Origin of the sequence: Thalassolituus sp. LLYu03, assembly GCF_050507655.1 — a bacterium.
In the GTDB taxonomy this organism is placed as follows: Bacteria; Pseudomonadota; Gammaproteobacteria; order Pseudomonadales; family Oceanobacteraceae; genus Venatoribacter.
Genome location: NZ_CP191496.1, coordinates 2,247,231 through 2,268,398, shown reverse-complemented (window position 1 = coordinate 2,268,398; position 21,168 = coordinate 2,247,231). Strand labels below are relative to the sequence as shown.

Sequence of the window (21,168 nt, the reverse complement as noted above, 5' to 3'; positions counted from 1 at the left end):
TACGTTTTTACAGGCTGACCTGCCTCTCAGTGTCTGTCGCACAGAATTTTCATACCAGAGGACGGCCAACAGCCGCATTTGCGCTCCGTTTCACCACGCACAATTCCACTTGGTAAGCACCAGTGTGCTTCCCGGCGTGCGGGTTGTCCGTGGTGCTGATTCCGGAGTCAGCGTCCGATGATGAATAGTTATTTTAAAATAATTCTTTGTATTCAATGAGTTAGCTTTTCAGATTACTGACGTTTTTACACGGTTTTGAACATACGTTTATTCAGCGTAATAGCGGGCGGATGTTTATATCGGAAATTCGGAGGGTCACGTTTAAAGGCTGGCCCGAATAAAAAGCAGAGCACTTTATTTAACAGCGTGTACCACGATGAAAAGAATATTCGGGCCAAAGTGGCATTTAAGCCGGTATATCGGCCGTCAATTTGTTAAAACTTTGGTGTTTTTAAAATAAAAATACTATTATTGCTTGCGTCAGAACGTGCGCATATATATTTGTGCTAGCGTTAAGTTACCTGATCAGGAAAACTTCAGAGGATATCCCCCTATGGCCAGACCAAAGAAAGCTCCAGCCAAGCGCGGCCGTAAGCCAGCAGTTAAAGTTGCTGCGGCTGAACCGGCGGTTGTAGTAAATGCTGTTAAGGCTGCTGAAAAAGCAACTGCAGCGGTTACCGCTCAAAAAGCAAAAGTTGATGCCGCCGCTCAGAAAGCTGCTGCAGCAAAAGCAAAAACCACTCCGGCTGGTAAGCGTGCTGCGGCCGCTGCCAATGCCAAAGTGAAAGCTGAAAAAGAAAAACTGTCTGCTCTGACTGCCGCTGCACGTGCTGCAGCAACTGCAGTTAAAGCAGCTCAGATCGAAGCGAAGGCTGAAGAAGCTGTGGCAAAAGCCAAAGCTGCTGTTGAAGCATTCGCTGCTTCCCTGGCCGCTAAAGCCGATGCAGAACTGGCAAAAGCCGTTGCCGCTTTCGAAACCAAATGGAAAGCTGCCCGTGCTAAGAAAGACGCCGCTCTGGTAAAAGCCCGTGCTGCAAAAGAAACCACCAAAGCCGCTGCTGAAGCTAAAAAGCTGAAAGCAAAAGCGACTGCTACTGCAAAAGCAGCAGAGGCGCCTAAGCGTCGTGGTCGTCCTGCAAAAGCGAAACCAGCTGCTGAAGGTGCTGCACCTAAGCGTCGTGGCCGTCCTGCGAAAGCCAAGCCAGTAGTGGCTGCCGGTGCTGCTCCTAAGCGTCGTGGCCGTCCAGCGAAAGCTAAGCCTGTCGCTGCTGAGGGTGCTGCGCCTAAACGTCGTGGTCGTCCGGCTAAAGCCAAAGTTGCTGCGCCAGCAGCTGCTACTAGCGCCGCTCCTAAGCGTCGCGGTCGTCCAGCCAAGGCTAAGCCAGCGGCTGCTGCAGCCGGTACTGCGCCTAAGCGTCGTGGCCGTCCGCCAAAAGCGAAAGTAGAAGCCTGATAGCATCTGCTTGCGAAAAAGCCCGGTGATCACCGGGCTTTTTTATTTCCGCTGCCTTTCCGAACCCGGTGGTCGGGCGAGGATTTTCCCTATGCTACAATGCGCCGTCTGATGTCAGGTGGTGAATATGTCTTGTCTTCTTGTTCTGGACGCGTCGTCCGCACTTTGCTCGGTTGCTTTGGGTAATCAGGAACAGCACTGGGAAATTACCGAGCTGCAACCGCGCGGTCATGCTCAGCGTTTATTACCTATGGTGGACGAAGTAATACAGGCTGGCGGATTGAGCCGTCGTGATATTAACGGGCTGGCCTATGGCCGTGGTCCGGGTTCTTTTACCGGGATACGTATCGCTGCGTCCGTTATGCAGGGCATTGCCATTGCCCTGAATTTGCCGGTGGCCGGTATTTCTTCGTTGCAGGCCGTCGCTCAGCAGGCGTTTGACCGCAGTGATGCCACCCAGGTGCTGGCGGTGATGGATGCGCACATGGGCGAAGTTTTCTGGGGATTGTTTGAACGTCAGGCGGATCTTTGCTGTCTGACCGGCGCCGAACACGTGGGTTCGCCAGAACAATTCCGGCAGGCACTGGAGAACTTCACCGGTGTGATTGCGGGTGACGGTTTACGCCTGGCGGCACTGTCCGACTTACGTCAGGACTTCAGTGATATTTATCCTCGGGCCGATGTCATGTTGCGCTTAGCGCAGCGTGAATGGGCGCAGGGCGCGTTTGGTGCAATCGACCAGCATCAGCCTGTGTACCTGCGTGATTCGGTGGCGTGGAAAAAGCTGGATGAACAACCCAGCCTCTTAAAACCTAACTGACAGGATTTCATCGTTCATGGATTTTATCGAAATTGTTGTACTGGCGTTGCTGCAGGGCCTGACGGAGTTCTTACCGATTTCCAGTTCGGCGCACCTGATTCTGCCGTCGGAGATTTTCGGTTGGGCTGATCAGGGACTGGCCTTTGACGTGGCGGTACACGTCGGTACTTTGCTTGCCGTGATTGCTTATTTCCGCCGCGATATCCTGAATCTGATCGGCGGCTGGCTGACCACGGGTTTTACCCGTACCCCCAATGCCGATGGGCGACTGGCGTGGTATGTCGCGCTGGCCACGATTCCCGCCGGCGTTGCGGGTCTTGTGCTGGATCACTGGATTGAAGCGAATCTGCGTTCGGTTGAAGTGATCGCCTGGGCAACCATCGGCTTTGGTATTTTGCTGGGCATTGCCGATCGCAAATCCGGACAGGTACGCACATTGGCCAGCATGACCCTGAGCATGGCACTGATCATTGGTGTAGCGCAGGCGCTGGCCCTGATTCCGGGAACGTCCCGTTCCGGTATCACCATGACCGCTGCGTTATTGCTTGGCCTGCACCGTGTGGATGCGGCCCGCTTTTCATTTTTATTGTCCATTCCGCTGATCATGGCCGCTGGTGGTCTGAAAACGCTGGAGCTGGCGCAGTCGGTATTGCCGGTTGACTGGCAATCGCTGTTGCTCGGTGTTGCTCTGTCGGCGGTCAGTGCCTGGCTGTGTATTTACTACTTCCTCGCCTTTATCAGCCGCATTGGCATGCTGCCGTTTGTGATTTACCGCCTGATTCTCGGTGGTGTGCTGCTGGTGTTCTTTGTCTGATGTCCGACGTACTGATTTGTCTGGATGACGCACTGGCGGACGTGGCCAGCGACTGGTGTCAGCGTTTCGGTTTAACGCTGGCGCCGGCCGATACGCTCAGTCAGCCCGGCTTTTTTCTGTGTCTTGATGCATCTGGCCTGTCATTACGCAGTGGTGATAATCCGCGCTCTGCGGTGCAGGTCAATTTCTCCGAAGGCGCGGTGGCGCACCGGCGTAAATTCGGTGGTGGTCTGGGGCAGGATATCGCCAAAGCCATCGGCGTGACGGGGCCGTACAAACCATCCGTTGTTGATGCCACCGCCGGTCTTGGCCGTGACAGCTTTGTGCTGGCGACGCTCGGATGCCGGGTATACGCGCAGGAACGCAATCCGCTTGTGGCAGCATTGCTGGCCGACGGCTTAGCCCGTGGGGCACAGGATCATGACATTGCCGATATTCTTGCGCGCATTTCCCTGACCTATGGCAGCAGTCACGATTTATTGGTGCCGGCGGCGGATGAAGCCGCTAAGCCCGATATCGTGTATCTGGACCCCATGTTCGATCACGACCCGAAACAGACGGCACTGGTGAAAAAAGACATGCAGGCGTTCCGCGATGTCGTGGGGCAGGATACCGACGCCGATGATTTGCTCGATCGTGCTCTGGCCTGTGCCCGCTGCCGCGTGGTGGTGAAGCGCGCGCGCAAAGCCGAGCCGCTGGCCGGGCGTAAACCGACCTATGACCTGACGGGTAAATCCAACCGCTTTGATGTGTATGTCAAAGCTAAAGTGGCGCCGCTGAGCGACCGCTGAGTTGGCGTTGTAATCTGCGCCATGGTTAACGCGTGCTTAACGGTTGGCTGAGTAATAATGAAGGGCAGGCCCTGCGACTGGTCGAAGCCCTCCTGGCTGTTACAACGCCCGTCCAACAGAAAGCCCATCCAATAAAAGACATGGGTAAACGTTCAGCGAATAAAAAAGCCGGCATCTGCCGGCTTTTTTATTGGTGTTGCCTTTTATTGGTGTTGCCTGTCCGCTTCAGGTCTGGAGTTTTTTAATACTCAAACCTGACGCGGTAACGGCAGGTTATTGCAGGCTGCGCAGAATACTCTGACGCAGGGCGCCTTCAAGAATATCTTCCAGTGCTTCGGTCAGAGGCTCCAGACCATCGCCGAAGGTCAGCACCTGCTCGTCGTTGCGGCTGATACGGCCTTCGCCAATCAGTTGCTGAATCAGAGTGCGGAACAGGGCTTTATCGAAGAATTCCGGCGAGTTAATGCCGTACAGCATGCTGATACGCTGCGCCAGCAGGGTCGCCTGTTCTTCCAGATTCTGCGCGGTCAGGCGGTTGCTGCCGTGGCGGCGCAGAATGCTCAGCGTCAGGAAGTAGCGTTCCAGCGTCTGCATCACGTTGCCGGCCATGCCCGCCAGCAGCACGTATTCGTTACTGCTTGCTGGAGTGGCGTGGTAGCCCTTGTCGTTCAGAATCAGATAACCACGGCTTTGCAGTGCATTCAGCCAGCGTTTTACTTCGACCGTCAGGTCGCCGTTATTCCAGTGCAGGAACAGCTCGGCTTTCAGGTACGGATAGAAGAGGGCAACCAGTTGCTGCACCTGTTCTTCGGTGTAGCGCTGGTTGTTCACGAACAGGCAGGCGATCAGCGACGGCAGTGCGATCAGGTGCAGCACGTTGTTGCGATAATAGGTCAGGGTAACGGCCTGACGGTCGTCGGTCTGAATCAGGTCGCCCAGCGGGTGTTTGCTGCGTGAAACCACATTCAGTTTTTCGGCGTAGGCCACCCAGTCGGCACCGTTGCCTTCCGGCAGCACCGTAATGCCACTGTACGGGTTCGACGCCAGCAGGTCGCGGTAGGCTTCCATCAGAATAATCAGTTGCTGTTCTTCCATGGCCTGACGCGGCGCCGACAAAATACTCAGAGCCGTCAGGTTCACCGGGTTAACGGACGCGGCCGTGTTAATACCGGTCACCACTTCTTTGGCCAGCTGGTCGACCACTTTCGGTGCCCAGTCCGGACGGAAATCACAGGCGTCGTAATCTTCTTCACGCCAGCCCGGATGTTCACGGTCGAGGAATTCGGTGAAGTAAATCGGCTCGCCGAAGGTCACGTTCACTTTACCGAACGAACGCTTGAAAGAGCGCAGGGTGCCCAGCACGCCGATCAGACTTTCTTTCTTCTTCTTGGCGCCGCGCAGTTCGCCCAAGTAACTGTTGGCTTCGAATACTTTTTCGTAGCCTGTGTACACCGGCATAAACAGAATCGGTTTGCGTGAATCACGCAGATAGCTGCGCAGGGTCATCGCCAGCATACCGGCTTTCGGGCTCAGGGTACGGCCGGTACGGGAACGGCCACCTTCGACGAAATATTCGGTCGAGAAACCGCCGGAGAACACGGAATGCAGGTATTCATCGAACACCGCGGCGTACAGTTTGTTGTCGCGGAAGGTACGGCGCATAAAGAAGGCACCGCCACGGCGCAGAATCGGACCGACCACCGGCATGTTCAGGTTAATACCCGCGGCAATTTGCGGCAGTTGCAGACCGTGGTGATACAGCACGTACGACAGCAGCAGATAGTCGATATGACTGCGGTGACACGGTACGTAGATGATTTCGTTCTCTTTAATAACGTCTTTCAGGTTCTCCATATTGTGGAGCTGAATGCCGTCATAAATTTTGTTCCATACCCAGGTCAGCATCACATCGAGGAAGCGAACGTTGGTGTAGGAAATATTCGAGGCAATTTCATCGGCGTATTTCAGCGCGCGCTGCTGTGCCTTGGCTTTGCTGATGCCTTTGCTTTCGGCTTCTTCTTCAATGGCTTTCAGCACCAGCGGGCGGTTCGGGATCTGGTGAACCAGAGTGCGGCGGTGGGACAGGTCCGGGCCGAGTACGGCGGAAGAAACCTGGCGGTTGTGCACGCGCAGTACACGCGCCAGTTTGCGTGAAATCAGTTCGGCGTTGGTTTCGTTGTCGGCCAGTTCGCGCAGGGAAATCGGACGACTGAAATGCACAAAGGTGTTACGGCCGTTGAAAATAATCGCCATCAGCTTGGCCAGACGGCCGCCGATTGCGCCGGTGCTTTGCAGCCAGATTTTCAGGAATGAGCCTTCTTTGGCGGGCGCACGTCCCCAGAACACCCGTACCGGCACCACCTGAATGTCGCGGCTGGCGTCTTCGGTCAGCCATTCGGCCTGCTTGATCAACTGACGGGCGACCACCGGAGTGCCCTGCTTGCGGGAGAAAGGACGCGCGCGACGGTAAATGGCAAAGAAAGGTTTGGCCGGCAGACGACGTTCAGTGCGGTCGTCCTGTGGGCTGCCCCAGCCGAAACGGCTGACTTCGCGGTCAATCACCAGCTGTTCAGCGTGGGATGGATACAGCATGGCGTAAATCACAGGCTTGTCCGGATCAATGGTGAAGTCCTTGATATCCGGGCCAATGATCTGGGTTTTAATGATGCTGTACAGCCACTTTTGCTGAGCGCGGAAGATAAGGGCGCGCACTTTACGGAAAATATTCATCAGGGTACTCGATAACACAGATAAAAATGCCCGCGGAGTTTACCCTGCCGCGCCGGGCGTTAAAACGGTTAAAGAAGTCACACTGTGACAAGCCGCGCACTTGGCTGATGCGCACCTGCCGCTCTCCTCATTAGTACGGCCTTAACCCCATCAGGATATTGGCCAGCCGCCGTTCGCTGACATTTTCTGACGTCTGTTCCCTATGAGCCCACGGAACCCGCTTTCACCGCCGTGGTCAATCTGCACCGGCGGTCTTTATCTGCGGCCGCGTGTTGGCTTGTCTGCCCGGCCGGGCAGGAACATTAGGGGAGTCGATATGATTGAAGTTGAACATCTGACGCGACGCTTCGGCGATTTTACCGCGGTGGACGATCTGTCCTTTGAGGTGCGTCCCGGCGAGGTTCTGGGCTTTCTCGGCCCTAACGGCGCGGGCAAATCCACCACCATGAAAATGCTTACCGGTTTTCTGCCGGCTTCGTCCGGGCGGGTGCGTATTTTCGGGCAGGATGTGGCAACCCAGCCGCTGGCGATCAGTCGCCGTCTGGGCTATCTGCCGGAAGGTGCACCGGCTTACGGTGATATGACGGTGCTGGCATTTCTGCGCTTTATCGCCCGCATGCGTGGACTGAGCGGCAACCTGCTGAAGCAGCGTCTGCAGACCGTGGCGACGCTGACCGACCTGAGTGAGGTGCTGAGCCAGCCGGTACAGACGTTATCCAAGGGGTTTAAACGCCGCGTTGGTCTGGCGCAGGCGCTGCTGCACGACCCGGATATTCTGATTCTCGATGAACCCACCGACGGTCTGGATCCGAACCAGAAACAACAGGTGCGCGATCTGATCACCAATCTTGCTGAAGACAAAATCGTGATTGTCTCGACCCATATTCTGGAAGAAGTATCGGCCGTCTGTTCGCGCGCCATGATCATCGCCCGTGGGCGCAAAGTGGCCGACGGCACGCCGGCGGAACTGGAAGCGCGTTCGCGTTTTCATCAGGCCATTTCCCTGCGTTTTCAGCAGCCGGTACAGGCGGCTGCCGTATTTGCCGCACTGCCCGGTGTGGCTGAGGTGGACGAAAGCGAAGGCGGGCTGGTGTTTCGACTGTTTCCTCAGCCCGGCGAGCGTCTTTTTCATGAGGTGAATGCCGCCATCGAACATCATGGCTGGCCGCTGGACACGCTGCATATTGAGCGCGGCCGTCTGGACGATGTTTTCCGCTCGCTGACCGGTGTTTAAGGAGTTGTCATGTCGTCGTTATTAACCATTTGCCGGCGTGAGTGGTCGGCCTATTTCGCCACGCCGGTGGCGTATGTTTTTGTGCTGATCTTTCTGATGATGGCCGGCGTATTTACTTTTTACCTCGGCAATTTCTACCAGCGTTCGCAGGCGGATTTATTGCCCTTTTTTAATTTTCACCCGTGGCTGTACCTGTTCTTTATGCCGGCCATTGCCATGGGGTTGTGGTCGCAGGAGCGTCAGCTCGGCACCATTGAATTATTGCTGACGCTGCCGGTGACCCTGTGGCAGGCGGTGCTGGGTAAATTCCTCGCCGCCTGGCTGTTTGCCGGCTTGGCGCTGGCGCTGACGTTTCCGCTGTGGCTGACCGTGAATTATCTCGGTCAGCCGGATAACGGCGTGATTATCGCCAGTTATCTTGGCAGCTGGCTGATGGCCGGTGCTTTTATTGCCGTGGGCTCCTGCATGTCGGCGCTCAGCCGCAATCAGATTGTGGCGTTTATTCTGACGGTGCTGATCTGCTTCCTGCTGATGCTGACAGGCTTTCCTATGGTGCTCGATTTCTTCCGCGGCTGGGCGGCGGAATCTGTGGTCGATCTGGTCGCCAGTCTGAGTTTTATGACGCATTTTCAGGGGCTGTCACGCGGCGTACTGGATCTGCGGGATGTTCTGTATTTTGTGCTGGTGATGGCGGTCTGGCTGGCTGCCACCGTCCAGGTACTGGCCATGAAAAAAGCGCGCTGAGGAGGAGCTGATATGAATAAATGGCTTAATCTGGCCGCGCTGGCGGTGGTGTTTGTGGTGGTGGCCGCGGGTCTGCGTTTATTGGGCAGCAATGGCCGTCTGGATATGACCGAGCAAAAGCTGTTCACCCTGTCGCAGGGCTCCCGCAATATTCTGCAGTCGCTGAATGATCCGGTGGCGCTGACGCTGTATTTCTCGGAAAGCGCCAGCAACGATCTGCCGGCACTGCGTGCTTATAAGCAGCGCGTCGAAGAATTGCTGAACGAATACGCGCTGGCGTCCGGCGGCCGGCTGACGGTTAAAACGGTGGATCCGGAGCCCTTCTCGGAAGAGGAAGATCAGGCTGCGGCGGCCGGACTGCAGGGCGTGCCCATCGGTAATGGCAACGACACCCTGTATTTCGGTTTAACGGCCGAAGTGACGCCGGCGGCGGCTGATCAGCAGGGGGCGGCTGCGAAGCCGCGCAAAGGTCAGCTGGCGTTTCTGCAGCCTGAGCGCGAGCCGTTTCTGGAATACGAACTGACGAAGTTGATTTATCAGGTCGAACAGACGCATCCGGTAGTGATTGGTCTGCTCAGCGGGCTGAACGTGCGCGGCGGCTTTGATATGCAAAGCGGCGGACCGACCCCGGCGTGGGCGGCGATCGATCAGCTGGAAGGCCTGTACGATGTGCGTTCCCTGTCGCCAGAGCTGACCAGCATCGACGCCGACGTGGATGTGCTGATGCTGATTCAGCCGCCGGAAATGACCGATGCCACTCTGTACGCCATTGATCAGTTTGCCCTGCGCGGCGGACGGGTGCTGGCCTTTGTCGATCCGCTGGCAGAGGCCGCACAGAACGGCGGCATGATGGCAGGTATGATGGCTGATACGGGCGATCAGGGGTCACCGACCAGCCTCAGCAAGTTGCTGACAGCCTGGGGGGTGGACTGGAATCCGGATCAGGTGGTGCTGGATGCGCAGCACGGTCTGGTGGTCAGTCAGGGTGACAACCGTCCACCGGTGCGGCATTTCGGACTGCTGTCGCTGGACGCGTCGACCATGAACGCCGACGACGTCGTGACCGCTCAGCTGGAGTCGGTCAACGTCAGCAGCGCCGGTCATTTTACACGCCATGACGGCGCGACCACCGACTTTGAGCCCTGGCTGGTGAGCAGCGATGACGCCATGCTGATCGATACCAATCGTCTGCGCATGGCCGGCGATCTGATGGACCTGCAGCGCTCCTTTGTGCCGACTGGCAATGATTATGCCTTTGCAGTGCGTTTGTCCGGCCATGCGCAAACCGCGTTCGCTGACGGCGTCAGCGACAAAGACGGTGCGCCGGCACGAAAAACTGAAGGCCATCTGGACGCCACCGACAAGCTGGCGGTAACGCTGGTCGCTGATACCGATATCCTGACGGACCGGCTGTGGGTGCAGGTGCAGCGCTTCTTTGGCCAGCGCATTGCCACGCCGTGGGCGGATAACGGCTCGCTGGTGATCAACCTCGCCGATCATCTGGGCGGCAGTGCCGATCTTATAAGCCTGCGGGCGCGTGGCCAGTTCAGTCGTCCGTTCGAGGTGGTGGAAGATCTGCGCCACGATGCGGAGCAGCGCTTTCTGGCCAGTGAAAAGCGCCTGCAGCAGGAACTGGATGACACCGAAAAGCAGCTGGCCGATCTGCAGAATCAGCGCGACGGCGATAACGGCGTGCTGACGCTGTCGGCGGAACAACAGCAGGCGCTTGAGGGTTTTCAGCAGAAAAAACTGGAGATCCGCAAAGAACTGCGCACCGTGCAGCATGAGCTGGATAAAGACATCGACGCCCTGGGCACCCGTCTTAAGGTGATCAATATCTTCGTGATGCCTTTGCTGTTTACCCTGTTGCTCGGGCTGTTTGCCTGGTGGCGCCGGCGTACAGACTCGCTCTAGCCAGTTGCCCCTGAACCGGTTGGTTCGGGGAGCGGGCGCCGAAATAAAAAAAAGCGCAGCCTGGCTGCGCTTTTTTATGGCCGCTTTGTCAGTAATGCGGCGGCGGGGTTTCTTCGGAAATGTCTTTAATCAGGCCATTGTTTGACTGCATCTGTTCGAAGCGGCGGTTCAGCAGTTGCATTGCCTGCTTGGCCAGCGTGAATTCCTGAGTCAGGGCAACCAGTTGCTGGTTCAGCGTTTCAATGGTGTCCTCCATGTAAACCACGCGCATTTCCAGCTCATCAATCCGTTGTTGTGCCTGTTCGTCGTGGATTTTCTGACCGCTTGGCTGCTGTGTTGAGTCGCTCATAGAACGCCTTATACCCTCTGGCTATCGTGTTGATTTTTTTAATGAATTGGGCTTTCATACCCGACTTGTCAAAGGTCCTGACGGACCTTCTTTATTACATTGGTGTTGATATTAACGAGTCATACGGGATAACGCATGGGTAAATTACTGTTAAGAAGACTGTTGGTAGCGGTTGTGTGTGCGGTTGTGCTGCCATTGGTGGTTGTGGGTTTGCTGCCGGCGATGGTCGAAGGTCTGCAACTGGCGGATGGTACTCTGGTGACTGCCGATAACCTGCTCGACGTTCCGGGCATGCTCGCTTTCCTGCTGGTGCTGGGTGTTATTACTGGTGTTATCAGCTTCGTATCGGCTCAGCTGGCACCGTCCCGTCGTCGTCGTTTCCGTTCCAGCGGTACCATCGTTGAAGAAGACGTGGAAGACGGTCGCGAGCGTGGCGTGGTGAAGTGGTTCAACGTGAAAAAAGGTTTTGGCTTTATTACCTGGGATCAGGGCGAAGACGTGTTTGTACACTTCCGCTCAATTCGAGGTCAGGGCCACCGCTCACTGACCGAAGGTCAGCGGGTGAAATTCACCGTGGTGCGCGGTCAGAAAGGCCCGCAGGCGGAAGACGTGTCAGCGGTTCGCTGATTCGGGGCATAAAAAAAGCGGCGTAAGCCGCTTTTTTTATGTCTGCTGTTTGTGGGCGTCAGTGTTTAACGCGCACGCTCAGCTCAGTATCTGCCTGCTTGTGCAGGTCCAGTTCGTCGCAGCCCATAGGTTCCGCGATCCACTGCAGTATCAGAGTGAGTTGTTGCCAGAGCCCCATATCGACCTCCCGCATCGGTTTCACTTCTGAGTGTAGGCCCGATGCAGAAGGTTGCCAGTGGCGATCAATCAGTCGCGGGCGAGCAGTGCTTTCAGCAGACGTGGATTGGCAACCGCGACGTTGGCGGGTGCGCGCAGCAGTGGCTGACCACTGACGTCCGACATCAGACAGCCGGCTTCGCCTGCAATCAGGTTGCCGGCGTTCAGGGCGTATTCGTCAACGTTGCTCAGCAGAGCGCCCTGGAAGCGGTCGGCGGCGACGTAGCAGATGGACAGCACGTTGGAGCCGATGTTGCGCAGGTCGAAGGCGTTGGTCATCAGGCGCTGCAGACGCTGACGCTGATCGAACGCGGCATCGTTGCTGCCCATTGGCTGGGTGTAACCGACGATGGCGTCTTCCAGTGCATTGATGCCACCGGCGCGGATGCGACGGTTGTTCATCTGGGCGCCACGGCCACGGGATGCGGTGAACTCATCACCGTTGATCGGGTTGATCACGACTGTGTGTTCAGCTTTGCCGCTGATCATGCAGGTGATGATGATGGCAAAAGACGGAATCCCTACGCGGAAGTTGGACAGATCGTCGATAACACAGATCTGCCAGGTTGGCTGATTCGCCTGGTCGCCATTGGTGCCGGTTTCACGGCCAGCAAAGTTGTGTTCCGGCAGGGCTTTTTTCAGTTCGAAAATCACGCCCTTTTCCAGACCGATAGTGCAGTCTGCAACAAACTTAGCCTTTTCCTGATCGGTACTCTGGTACGAATCGAAACGGTCAAGACGACGGACCAGATCTTGGCCAGCATTACGCGCAGCGCGCAACGCCAGGTTCACCATGGGCTGCATAGGGATCGCTATCTCTTAAAGAACATTTTGGGGCGCGGGATTATATCAGCCTCAGTCTGGTTGTCGATGCCTGTTTTGCGTTACACTCCGTGCCCCAACTTCGTGCTGACGCTGGTCGGCCACTTCCCTGCATAAACCCGGTCTGTTAAGGAGCTTATGCTCGACAATATTCGCATCGTCATGGTGAACACGACCCACTCCGGCAACATCGGAGCAGCGGCCCGCGCCATGAAAAACATGGGTCTGAGCCGGCTGGTGCTGGTCGATCCGATCGCCTCCATCGATGAAGACGCCATTCAGCGTTCATCCCGCGCCGACGACATTCTGCACAACGTGGTGATCGTGCCCACGCTGGAAGACGCCATTGCCGACTGTGGTCTGGTGGTTGGCACCAGTGCCCGCAGCCGCCATATTCCCTGGCCGCTGATGACACCACGTCAGGCGGGTGCCAAGGTGGCCGAGATGATTCCGGCCGGCAACCAGATTGCGCTGGTGTTTGGCCGCGAATCCCGCGGACTGACCAATGAAGAGCTGCATTTGTGTCATGCCCATGTGCACATTCCGACCGATGAAAACTTCTCGTCGCTGAACGTTGCTCAGGCCATTCAGGTGCTGTGCTACGAAATGCGCATCGCGCTGGTCGATCCGGTAAAGGAAGAAGGTGATGGCCAGTGGGGCGTCACCTGGGATTACCCCCTGGCCACGCACGGCGAGCTGGAAAGTCTGTTCCGCCACATGGAGCAAACCCTGATTGATATCGGCTTCCTCGACCCCAATACTCCGAAGCAGCTGATGCCACGTCTGCGTCGTCTGCTGCAGCGCGCGGCGCCGGACAAAACCGAAGTGAATATTCTGCGTGGCATGCTGGCTGCGGCTCAGCGCAAGGCGCAGGCTGTTACAGAACAACAAGCCCAAAAGGGGACTGATCTTGAGTCTTAAACAAATCCGCGAAGATATCGCCAGTGTGTTTGAGCGTGACCCGGCGGCCCGTAATACCTTTGAGGTGATCACTACCTACCCGGGTCTGCACGCGATTCTGCATTACCGTGTGGCGAACTGGCTGTGGCGCAAAGGCTTTAAGTGGCTGGCCCGCCTGCTGTCGACCTTCAGCCGCTGGATGACGGGTATCGAGATTCATCCGGGTGCCACCATTGGCCGCCGCTTCTTTATTGACCACGGCATGGGCGTGGTGATCGGTGAGACCGCCGAAATCGGCGACGACTGCACCCTGTACCATGGTGTTACCTTAGGCGGCACCACCTGGAATAAAGGCAAGCGTCACCCGACCCTGAAAAACGGCGTGGTGGTGGGTGCCGGCGCCAAAGTGCTGGGGCCGATTGAAGTGGGTGAGAACGCCCGTATCGGCTCCAATGCCGTGGTGACCAAAGAAGTACCGCCGGGCGCCACTGTGGTCGGTATTCCGGGTCGTATCGTGCGTAAGGTGTCGGCAGAGCTGGACGAGCAGCGCCGCAAAATCGCCGAGAAGATCGGTTTCGATGCCTACGGCGTGGCCGACGAAATGCCGGACCCGATTGCCCGCTCCATTCATAACCTGATGGATCACATGCACGCAGTGGACGCCAAGATCGACACTATGTGCAAAGCCCTCAGCCAGCTGGGTGATACCACCTGCTCCGACGCGTTGCCGCGTCTGGAAGAAGAGACCTTTGTTGCGCTCAACGACGACAATCGTGAGAAGGCAGAAAAAGGGTCAGGCTGCTGCGGCGAAACCACGGCCGACAGCAAGTAAATCCAGATACAAAGTAACGGCTTTTAAAGTTGACTGAATCAGTCGGATATACGCATAATCTCCACATGATTTTTATGGGAGACTGACGATGCGCTTAACCACCAAAGGCCGCTATGCGGTAACCGCCATGCTCGATCTGGCGATTCACGCCCAGCAGGGGCCGGTCAGTCTGAATGATATTTCCGGCCGTCAGGGCATCTCCCTGTCGTATCTGGAGCAGCTGTTTGCCAAGCTGCGCCGCTCTGGTCTGGTGGCCAGCGTGCGTGGTCCGGGCGGTGGTTATCGTCTGAGCCGTGATGGCGCTGAGATCAACGTGGCCGACATCGTGGATGCGGTTAACGAATCGATGGAAGCCACCCGCTGCAATCGTCGCGGCGATTGTCAGGATGGCCACCCGTGTCTGACGCATCATCTGTGGCTCGATCTGAGCGATCAGATTCATCAGTTCCTGCGAGGCATTACGCTGGCCAGTCTGATCGAACGCAAAGAAATTCAGAGCATTGCCGAACGTCAGGACAACGGTGCCCGTAACCGTATTGAAGCCATCTTCAGCGAAGACGAAGAACTGGTCTGAACCTGACGATCGCTTGACCCAGAACGCCGGGTACGGACAATACCCGGCGTTTTTTATTTGGCGGACCCCGAGTCCGGATGGAAGGTAGGAATGAAAGCCCATTATTTCGATTACGCAGCCTCAACCCCCGCCGACCCGCGTGTGGCGCAGGCCATGGCGGCGTGCCTGACGCTGGACGGAAATTTTGGCAATCCGGCTTCCCGTTCCCATCGTTATGGCTGGCAGGCTGAGCAGGCGGTTGAGAATGCCCGTCGCCAGCTGGCCGATCTGCTGAAGGCCGATCCGCGTGAAATCGTCTGGACCTCGGGTGCGACCGAATCCAATAACCTCGCCCTGAAAGGCGTGGTTGAAGCGCTGCGTGACGCCGGTGAGACCGGTCCGCTGCACATCATTACCTCCGCCATTGAACACAAGGCGGTACTCGATCCGTGCAAGTGGCTTGCGCAGCATCAGGGGGTTGAAGTCACCTATCTGACGCCGGATGCGGATGGTCTGATTACCCCGCAGCAGGTGGCGGATGCCCTGCGTCCGGAGACGTGTCTGGTCAGCCTGATGGCGGTGAATAACGAACTCGGTACTCTCACGGATGTGGCGGCGATCGGCGCGCTGCTGAGTAAGCACCGCGCGGTGTTTCATGTCGATGCCGCACAGGCCATCGGCAAAATTCCGGTGGATGTGAAGGCCTGGCAGGTCGACTTGCTGTCGGTGTCGGCCCATAAATTCTATGGCCCTAAGGGCATTGGTGCGCTGTTTGTGAAGCGTGAGCCACAGGTAAAACTGGCGGCACAGATTCACGGCGGTGGCCATGAGCGCGGCATGCGATCCGGTACGCTGGCAACCCATCAGCTGGTCGGTCTGGGTGAGGCGGCGCGGCTGGTGGCCGAAGAGGGCGCGGCGGACGAAGCCCGTATCCGCGGGCTGCGTGATCAGCTCTGGGCTGGTCTGCAGGCGTTGGGTGACGTGTACCTCAATGGCCACGCAACCCAACGCACGGCCAATCACCTGAATGTGAGCTTTGGTGGGGTCGACGGAGAAATTCTGCTGGCGTCGCTGGCGAAAGTGGCGGTGTCGTCCGGTTCGGCCTGCAACTCGGCTACGGTAGCACCTTCCTTTGTGCTGAAGGCCATTGGCCGCAGCGACGCGCTGGCGCATGCCGGTATCCGTTTCAGTCTGGGGCGTTTCACCACCTCTGACGAGGTAGAGGCTGTGATTGCCGAGGTCGCGCGGGTTGTAGCCATGCTGCGCGGCTGACCCGGTTGTGCCTGATGGCACCGGCTTTGCCGCCGTTTTCGGTGGCTTTCGCCTGTGCCGGTGTCAGGTCTTTACCAAGCGCTACAAAAACAGTGCCAAATCTTTATCCATAAGGCCCGCCATGCGTACACCTTTCATCAAAAGGTGCGTATAATCCGCGGGTTTTATTTTCCATAACCCTATAAACATCTATCTGGGAGCTTAAAATGGCTGTTGAACGCACTCTGTCCATCGTTAAACCTGACGCTGTGGCCAAAAACGTAATCGGCGAAATCATGACCCGTTTCGAAAAAGCTGGCCTGCAAATCGTTGCCGCTAAAATGATCAAACTGGACGACGAAAAAGCTGGCGGTTTCTACGCTGAGCACAAAGAGCGTCCTTTCTTCAAAGATCTGGTTGGCTTCATGACCTCTGGTCCTGTTGTTGTTCAGGTTCTGGAAGGCGAAAACGCCATCGCGAAAAACCGCGAACTGATGGGCGCTACCAACCCTAAAGAAGCGGCTGCCGGTACCATCCGCGCTGATTTCGCTCAGAGCATCGACGCGAACGCAGTACACGGTTCTGACTCTGCTGCTTCTGCAGAACGCGAAATCGCTTACTTCTTCTCTGCTGAAGAACTCTGCGGCCGTTAATCGGCGCTTCTTTCTGCTGCAGAAAGAACCGGGAGAGCCTGCGGGCTCTCCGATTCTCCGCAAGACCATCACTTCAGGTGCGCACTGATGTCTGAAACCAATCAAAAGATCAATCTGCTGGGGCTGTCGCCCGCCAAAATGGAAGCTTTCTTCGCCGATCTGGGTGAAAAGAAATTCCGTGCCCAGCAAATGCTGAAATGGATTCATCAGTACGGCGAACCGAATTTCGACAATATGACGAATATGAGCAAACCGCTGCGTGCACGCATGAGCGAGATTTGCGAAATCCGTCTGCCGGAAGTGGTGTATGAAGATTTCTCGAAAGACGGTACCCGTAAATGGGTGATGCGTGTCGACGGCGGCAGCGCGATCGAAACCGTTTATATCCCGGAAAAAGACCGCGGCACCCTGTGTGTGAGCTCGCAGATCGGTTGTTCCCTCGACTGCAGTTTCTGCTCCACCGGTAAGCAGGGCTTTAACCGTGACCTGTCCGTGGCCGAAATCATTGGTCAGGTGTACGTGGCGGCCATGAGCTTCCACGAGCCGGGCGAGCGCCGTGAGCGCAAAATCACCAACGTGGTGATGATGGGCATGGGTGAGCCTCTGCTCAACTTCGACAACGTGGTCGATGCCATGCAGCTGATGATGGACGACAACGCCTACGGTCTGTCCAAGCGTCGCGTGACCCTGAGTACCTCAGGTGTGGTGCCTATGATGGAGAAGCTGGGCGACGTGATCGACGTATCGCTGGCGGTGTCCCTGCACGCGCCGAACGACGAACTGCGCAACCAGCTGGTGCCGATCAACAAAAAGTATCCGATCAAAGAACTGATCGCGGCCACCAACCGTTATCTGAACAAGCTGCCGGACCGTCGTAAGGCCACCATCGAATACACCCTGATGGAAGGCGTCAACGACGAACTCGAGCACGCTGAGCAGCTGGCCGAAGTTCTGCGTGATACACCCTGCAAGATCAACCTGATTCCGTTTAACCCGTTCCCGAATTCAGGGTATAAACGCCCGAGCAATAATCGCGTGTATCGTTTCCGCGATTATCTGATCAGCAAGAACTTTATTGCGACCATCCGCTCTACACGAGGCGACGACATCGACGCGGCCTGTGGTCAGCTGGTGGGGCGCGTGGAAGACCGTACACGGCGCAGTGAGCGCTACATTAACGCGGTACAACTGGACGATTCGCCCCGGGGGAATTCTGTATGATCCGTAAGACCGTTTTATTCCGACTGTCACTGGCCTGCGTGCTGTCCGCCGCTCTGGCCTCCTGCGTTACCGTGACAGAAAGCCGTTTCACCAAGAAGGCGTCACCGGAAAAAGCGGTCGAAAACTATACCCAGCTCGGTCTGGGTTACCTCAAGAACGGGCATCCGGATCTGGCCCGTCAGCGTCTGCAGAAAGCCCTGACCATTGACGACGACTACGCACCGGCCAACGATGCCATGGGGCTGGTCTGGCAGTCAGAAGGCGAGTACGACTACGCCGAAGAATCGTTCAAAAAAGCGCTGTCAGCCGACCCTTCCATGTCGCTGGCCCGCCATCATCTGGGTCGTCTGTACTCTCAGAACAAACGCTACAAAGACGCCGAGCAGTACCTGAAAGCCGCCGCCGATGACCGTTATTACGAGAACCGCGCGTCCGCGTTCAACGATCTGGCGATGAATTTCTACCGTCAGGGTAAAACCGAACCGGCCATTGAAGCCTTCGGTCAGACCCTGCGTCTGGCGCCGTACAATGCGGAAGCGCTGGTGAATGCCTCGACCCTGATGTTCGAAGCTGGCCGCTACGACGAGTCCTACAAGTATTTCGACCGTTTTGAACGTCTGGTGCAGCGCAAGCAGAGCCAGCACAACGCGCACACCCTGTGGCTTGGCATCAAGCTGGCCAACGTGCGTCAGGATACGAAATCAGCCGTCGCTATGGCGACTGAGCTGAAGCGCAATTTCCCGAATTCCAACGAATATCGTCAGTATCAGGACTCCCTGTCCGGAGCCAAATAACGATGCATTTTGAAAACCCTATCAAGCGCCGGGTCAGCCGGAAAATCTGGGTCGGCAATGTGCCGGTGGGCGGCGATGCGCCCATTTCCATCCAGACCATGACCAACACCGAAACCTGCGATGTGGCGGCGACCGTTGCCCAGATTAACCGCGCGCAGGACGCCGGTGCCGACATCGTGCGTGTGTCTGTGCCATCGATGGAAGCCGCCGAAGCCTTCGGTCAGATCCGTAAGCAGGTGAATGTGCCGCTGGTGGCCGACATTCACTTCGACTACAAAATTGCCCTGCGCGTCGCTGAGCTGGGTGTCGATTGTCTGCGCATTAACCCGGGCAACATCGGTCGTGAAGACCGTGTGCGCGCGGTGGTCGATGCGGCCCGTCATCACGGTATTCCGATTCGCATCGGCGTGAACGCCGGTTCGCTGGAAAAAGACCTGCAGAAAAAATACGGCGAACCTACGCCGGACGCGCTGGTGGAATCCGCCATGCGTCACATCGATATTCTCGACCGTCTGAATTTCCCGGACTTCAAGCTGAGCCTGAAGGCCTCCGATATTTTCATGACGGTGGCGGCCTATAAAAAGATCGCCAGCCAGATCGAACAGCCGCTGCATTTGGGCATCACCGAAGCCGGTGGCCTGCGTGGCGGTACCGTGAAGTCGTCCATCGGTCTGGGTCTGCTGCTGTGGGAAGGTATCGGCGATACCATCCGCGTATCGCTGGCGGCCGATCCGGTCGAAGAAGTGAAGGTGGGCTGGGACATGCTCAAATCACTGAAACTGCGCTCACGCGGCATTAACTTTATTGCCTGCCCGAGCTGTTCACGTCAGAACTTCGACGTGATCAAAACCATGAACGAACTCGAGCAGCGCGTCGACGACATCCGCACCGACATGAGCGTATCCGTGATCGGTTGCGTGGTGAACGGTCCGGGTGAAGCAAAAGAAACCGACATCGGTCTGGCCGGCGGTCAGCCGAATCTGGTGTATATCGACGGCAAGCCCGCCGGTAAGCTGCAGAACGAAACCCTGGTCGACGATCTGGAACGCATGATCCGCGAACGTGCGGCTCAATTGGATGAAGAACGGAAAAATCTGATCGCAAGCAGCTGATCAGTCACAGTAAGACGAAGATTATGGCGAATAAAATCCAGGCCATCCGTGGCATGAACGACATCCTGCCGGCACAGAGCCCTGTGTGGCAGTACCTCGAAGGCACAGTAAAAGAACTGCTGGCATCCTACGGCTATGACGAAATCCGTATGCCGATTGTCGAGCAGACGGCACTGTTCAAACGCTCCATCGGCGAAGTCACCGACATCGTCGAAAAAGAGATGTACACCTTTGACGACCGCAACGGCGACAGCCTGACCCTGCGTCCGGAAGGCACCGCCAGCTGCGTGCGTGCCTGTGAAGAGCACGGTCTGCTGTACAACCAGACCCAGCGTCTGTGGTACACAGGCCCGATGTTCCGTCACGAACGTCCGCAGAAAGGCCGTTACCGTCAGTTCTACCAGATTGGTGTCGAAACCTTTGGTATGGCCACGGCCGACATCGACGCCGAAGTCATCCTGATGACCGCCCGTCTGTGGAAGCAGCTGGGCCTGACCGACGCGGTCACCCTGCAGCTGAATACCCTGGGTTCCAACGAAGCCCGCGCCCGCTACCGCGATGCGCTGGTTGAGTTTTTGGGCGAGCGCAAAGACCAGCTCGACGAAGACAGCCAGCGTCGTCTGGAAACCAACCCGCTGCGCGTACTCGACAGCAAAGACCCGGCGACTCAGGCACTGCTGGCCGATGCGCCGCAGCTGCACGATTACCTCGACGACGAAAGCCGCGAGCACTTCGACCTGCTGCGCAGCATTCTGGATGCCGCCGGCATTCAGTACGAAATCAACCAGCGTCTGGTGCGCGGTCTCGATTACTACTGCAAAACCGTGTTCGAATGGGTCACCGACAAACTCGGTTCCCAGGGCACTGTCTGTGCCGGTGGCCGTTACGACGGTCTGGTGGAGCAGCTGGGTGGCAAACCAACCCCGGCGGTCGGTTTCGCCATGGGCGTTGAACGCCTGATTCTGCTGCTGGAAACCCTGGAACTGATTCCGGAAGAAGTGCTGCAGACCATCGACGTCTACATCTGCCCGGTGGGCGAGGGCAGTGCCCGTGTTGGCCTGCTGCTGGCCGACCGCCTGCGTGACGAGCACAGCTGGCTGCGCATTCAGACCCACTGCGGTGGCGGCAGCTTCAAGAGCCAGATGAAAAAAGCCGATAAGAGCGGCGCCCGCTTTGCCCTGCTGCTGGGTGACGACGAAATGGCCAACGGCACAGTGACCGTGAAAGACCTGCGCGGCGAAGGTGGTCAGCAGACGCTGTCACTGACCGACGTGGCAGAATGGCTGGCGAACGAAACTTTTTAATAACCAATAACTCACAACACTCGTTTTTTGGGGA

The 21,168-nt window shown here is 57.1% G+C and carries 21 protein-coding genes; 17 read left to right on the top strand and 4 right to left on the bottom strand.

Annotation, left to right across the window (positions count from 1 at the left end; genetic code table 11):
* Positions 1-553 precede the first annotated feature (553 nt).
* The 4 genes from ACQUQU_RS10300 to ACQUQU_RS10285 all read left to right on the top strand — a co-directional run bounded on the left by ACQUQU_RS10300 (position 554) and on the right by ACQUQU_RS10285 (position 3,878).
* The gene (locus ACQUQU_RS10300) at positions 554-1,453 is read left to right on the top strand and encodes a hypothetical protein (RefSeq protein WP_430459596.1); all 900 of its coding nucleotides are present in this window, start codon (positions 554-556) and stop codon (positions 1,451-1,453) included.
* 127 nt (positions 1,454-1,580) lie between these two features.
* Positions 1,581-2,273: a tRNA (adenosine(37)-N6)-threonylcarbamoyltransferase complex dimerization subunit type 1 TsaB gene (tsaB, locus tag ACQUQU_RS10295; RefSeq protein WP_430459595.1), complete on the top strand. Its 693-nt coding sequence runs from the start codon at positions 1,581-1,583 to the stop codon at positions 2,271-2,273.
* A gap of 16 nt (positions 2,274-2,289) precedes the next feature.
* A complete protein-coding gene (locus ACQUQU_RS10290; protein WP_430459594.1) occupies positions 2,290-3,087 on the top strand; it encodes an undecaprenyl-diphosphate phosphatase in 798 nt (265 codons plus the stop codon).
* Positions 3,087-3,878: a class I SAM-dependent methyltransferase gene (locus ACQUQU_RS10285; protein WP_430459593.1), complete on the top strand. Its 792-nt coding sequence runs from the start codon at positions 3,087-3,089 to the stop codon at positions 3,876-3,878. The genes ACQUQU_RS10290 and ACQUQU_RS10285 overlap by 1 nt, the downstream gene beginning before the upstream one ends.
* A 273-nt stretch (positions 3,879-4,151) precedes the next feature.
* Here the strand turns inward: ACQUQU_RS10285 and plsB are convergent, their stop codons facing one another.
* Entirely contained in the window at positions 4,152-6,608 is a 2,457-nt protein-coding gene (plsB, locus tag ACQUQU_RS10280; RefSeq protein WP_430459592.1) for a glycerol-3-phosphate 1-O-acyltransferase PlsB, read from the bottom strand.
* A gap of 316 nt (positions 6,609-6,924) precedes the next feature.
* Between plsB and ACQUQU_RS10275 the strand changes: the two genes are divergently transcribed.
* From ACQUQU_RS10275 to ACQUQU_RS10265, 3 genes are read left to right on the top strand one after another with little or no spacing between them, the layout of a single operon-like run.
* Positions 6,925-7,842 (top strand): ABC transporter ATP-binding protein, encoded by a 918-nt coding sequence (locus ACQUQU_RS10275; RefSeq protein ID WP_430459591.1) that lies wholly within the window; start codon positions 6,925-6,927, stop codon positions 7,840-7,842.
* A 9-nt stretch (positions 7,843-7,851) separates the two neighbouring features.
* Entirely contained in the window at positions 7,852-8,586 is a 735-nt protein-coding gene (locus tag ACQUQU_RS10270) for an ABC transporter permease subunit (protein ID WP_430459590.1), read from the top strand.
* Positions 8,587-8,598: 12 nt separating this feature from the next.
* Entirely contained in the window at positions 8,599-10,500 is a 1,902-nt protein-coding gene (locus ACQUQU_RS10265; RefSeq protein WP_430459589.1) for a Gldg family protein, read from the top strand.
* A gap of 88 nt (positions 10,501-10,588) precedes the next feature.
* Here ACQUQU_RS10265 and ACQUQU_RS10260 read toward each other — a convergent pair whose 3' ends face one another.
* Positions 10,589-10,849 (bottom strand): SlyX family protein, encoded by a 261-nt coding sequence (locus ACQUQU_RS10260; RefSeq protein ID WP_430459588.1) that lies wholly within the window; start codon positions 10,847-10,849, stop codon positions 10,589-10,591.
* Between the two features lie 135 nt (positions 10,850-10,984).
* Between ACQUQU_RS10260 and ACQUQU_RS10255 the strand changes: the two genes are divergently transcribed.
* Complete coding sequence (locus ACQUQU_RS10255; protein ID WP_430459587.1) at positions 10,985-11,476, top strand: cold-shock protein; 492 nt, start codon at positions 10,985-10,987, stop codon at positions 11,474-11,476.
* 58 nt (positions 11,477-11,534) lie between these two features.
* On the opposite strand, the gene ACQUQU_RS10250 is transcribed toward ACQUQU_RS10255, so the two are convergent.
* A complete protein-coding gene (locus ACQUQU_RS10250) occupies positions 11,535-11,669 on the bottom strand; it encodes a hypothetical protein (RefSeq protein ID WP_430459586.1) in 135 nt (44 codons plus the stop codon).
* Positions 11,670-11,722: 53 nt separating this feature from the next.
* The gene (locus ACQUQU_RS10245) at positions 11,723-12,496 is read right to left on the bottom strand and encodes an inositol monophosphatase family protein (protein WP_430459585.1); all 774 of its coding nucleotides are present in this window, start codon (positions 12,494-12,496) and stop codon (positions 11,723-11,725) included.
* 156 nt (positions 12,497-12,652) lie between these two features.
* Between ACQUQU_RS10245 and ACQUQU_RS10240 the strand changes: the two genes are divergently transcribed.
* The 9 genes from ACQUQU_RS10240 (at position 12,653) to hisS (ending at position 21,134) form a co-directional block, all read left to right on the top strand.
* Positions 12,653-13,435: an RNA methyltransferase gene (locus ACQUQU_RS10240; protein ID WP_430459584.1), complete on the top strand. Its 783-nt coding sequence runs from the start codon at positions 12,653-12,655 to the stop codon at positions 13,433-13,435.
* Entirely contained in the window at positions 13,425-14,246 is an 822-nt protein-coding gene (cysE, locus tag ACQUQU_RS10235) for a serine O-acetyltransferase (protein WP_430459583.1), read from the top strand. The genes ACQUQU_RS10240 and cysE overlap by 11 nt, the downstream gene beginning before the upstream one ends.
* An 88-nt stretch (positions 14,247-14,334) precedes the next feature.
* On the top strand, positions 14,335-14,820 hold the full coding sequence (gene iscR / locus ACQUQU_RS10230) for a Fe-S cluster assembly transcriptional regulator IscR (RefSeq protein WP_430459582.1): 486 nt from the start codon (positions 14,335-14,337) through the stop codon (positions 14,818-14,820).
* A 90-nt stretch (positions 14,821-14,910) separates the two neighbouring features.
* Positions 14,911-16,071: an aminotransferase class V-fold PLP-dependent enzyme gene (locus ACQUQU_RS10225; RefSeq protein WP_430459581.1), complete on the top strand. Its 1,161-nt coding sequence runs from the start codon at positions 14,911-14,913 to the stop codon at positions 16,069-16,071.
* A gap of 206 nt (positions 16,072-16,277) precedes the next feature.
* Positions 16,278-16,703, top strand: a complete 426-nt coding sequence (gene ndk, locus ACQUQU_RS10220) for a nucleoside-diphosphate kinase (RefSeq protein WP_430459580.1) — start codon at positions 16,278-16,280, stop codon at positions 16,701-16,703.
* An 87-nt stretch (positions 16,704-16,790) separates the two neighbouring features.
* Positions 16,791-17,924: a 23S rRNA (adenine(2503)-C(2))-methyltransferase RlmN gene (gene rlmN, locus ACQUQU_RS10215; RefSeq protein WP_430459579.1), complete on the top strand. Its 1,134-nt coding sequence runs from the start codon at positions 16,791-16,793 to the stop codon at positions 17,922-17,924.
* Positions 17,921-18,718 carry a type IV pilus biogenesis/stability protein PilW gene (pilW, locus tag ACQUQU_RS10210; RefSeq protein ID WP_430459578.1) on the top strand — a complete coding sequence of 266 codons (798 nt, stop codon included), beginning with the start codon at positions 17,921-17,923 and terminating at the stop codon, positions 18,716-18,718. The genes rlmN and pilW overlap by 4 nt, the downstream gene beginning before the upstream one ends.
* Before the next feature lie 2 nt (positions 18,719-18,720).
* Positions 18,721-19,830: a flavodoxin-dependent (E)-4-hydroxy-3-methylbut-2-enyl-diphosphate synthase gene (ispG, locus tag ACQUQU_RS10205; protein WP_430459577.1), complete on the top strand. Its 1,110-nt coding sequence runs from the start codon at positions 18,721-18,723 to the stop codon at positions 19,828-19,830.
* A 23-nt stretch (positions 19,831-19,853) separates the two neighbouring features.
* Positions 19,854-21,134, top strand: a complete 1,281-nt coding sequence (gene hisS / locus ACQUQU_RS10200) for a histidine--tRNA ligase (RefSeq protein WP_430459576.1) — start codon at positions 19,854-19,856, stop codon at positions 21,132-21,134.
* Positions 21,135-21,168 lie beyond the last annotated feature (34 nt).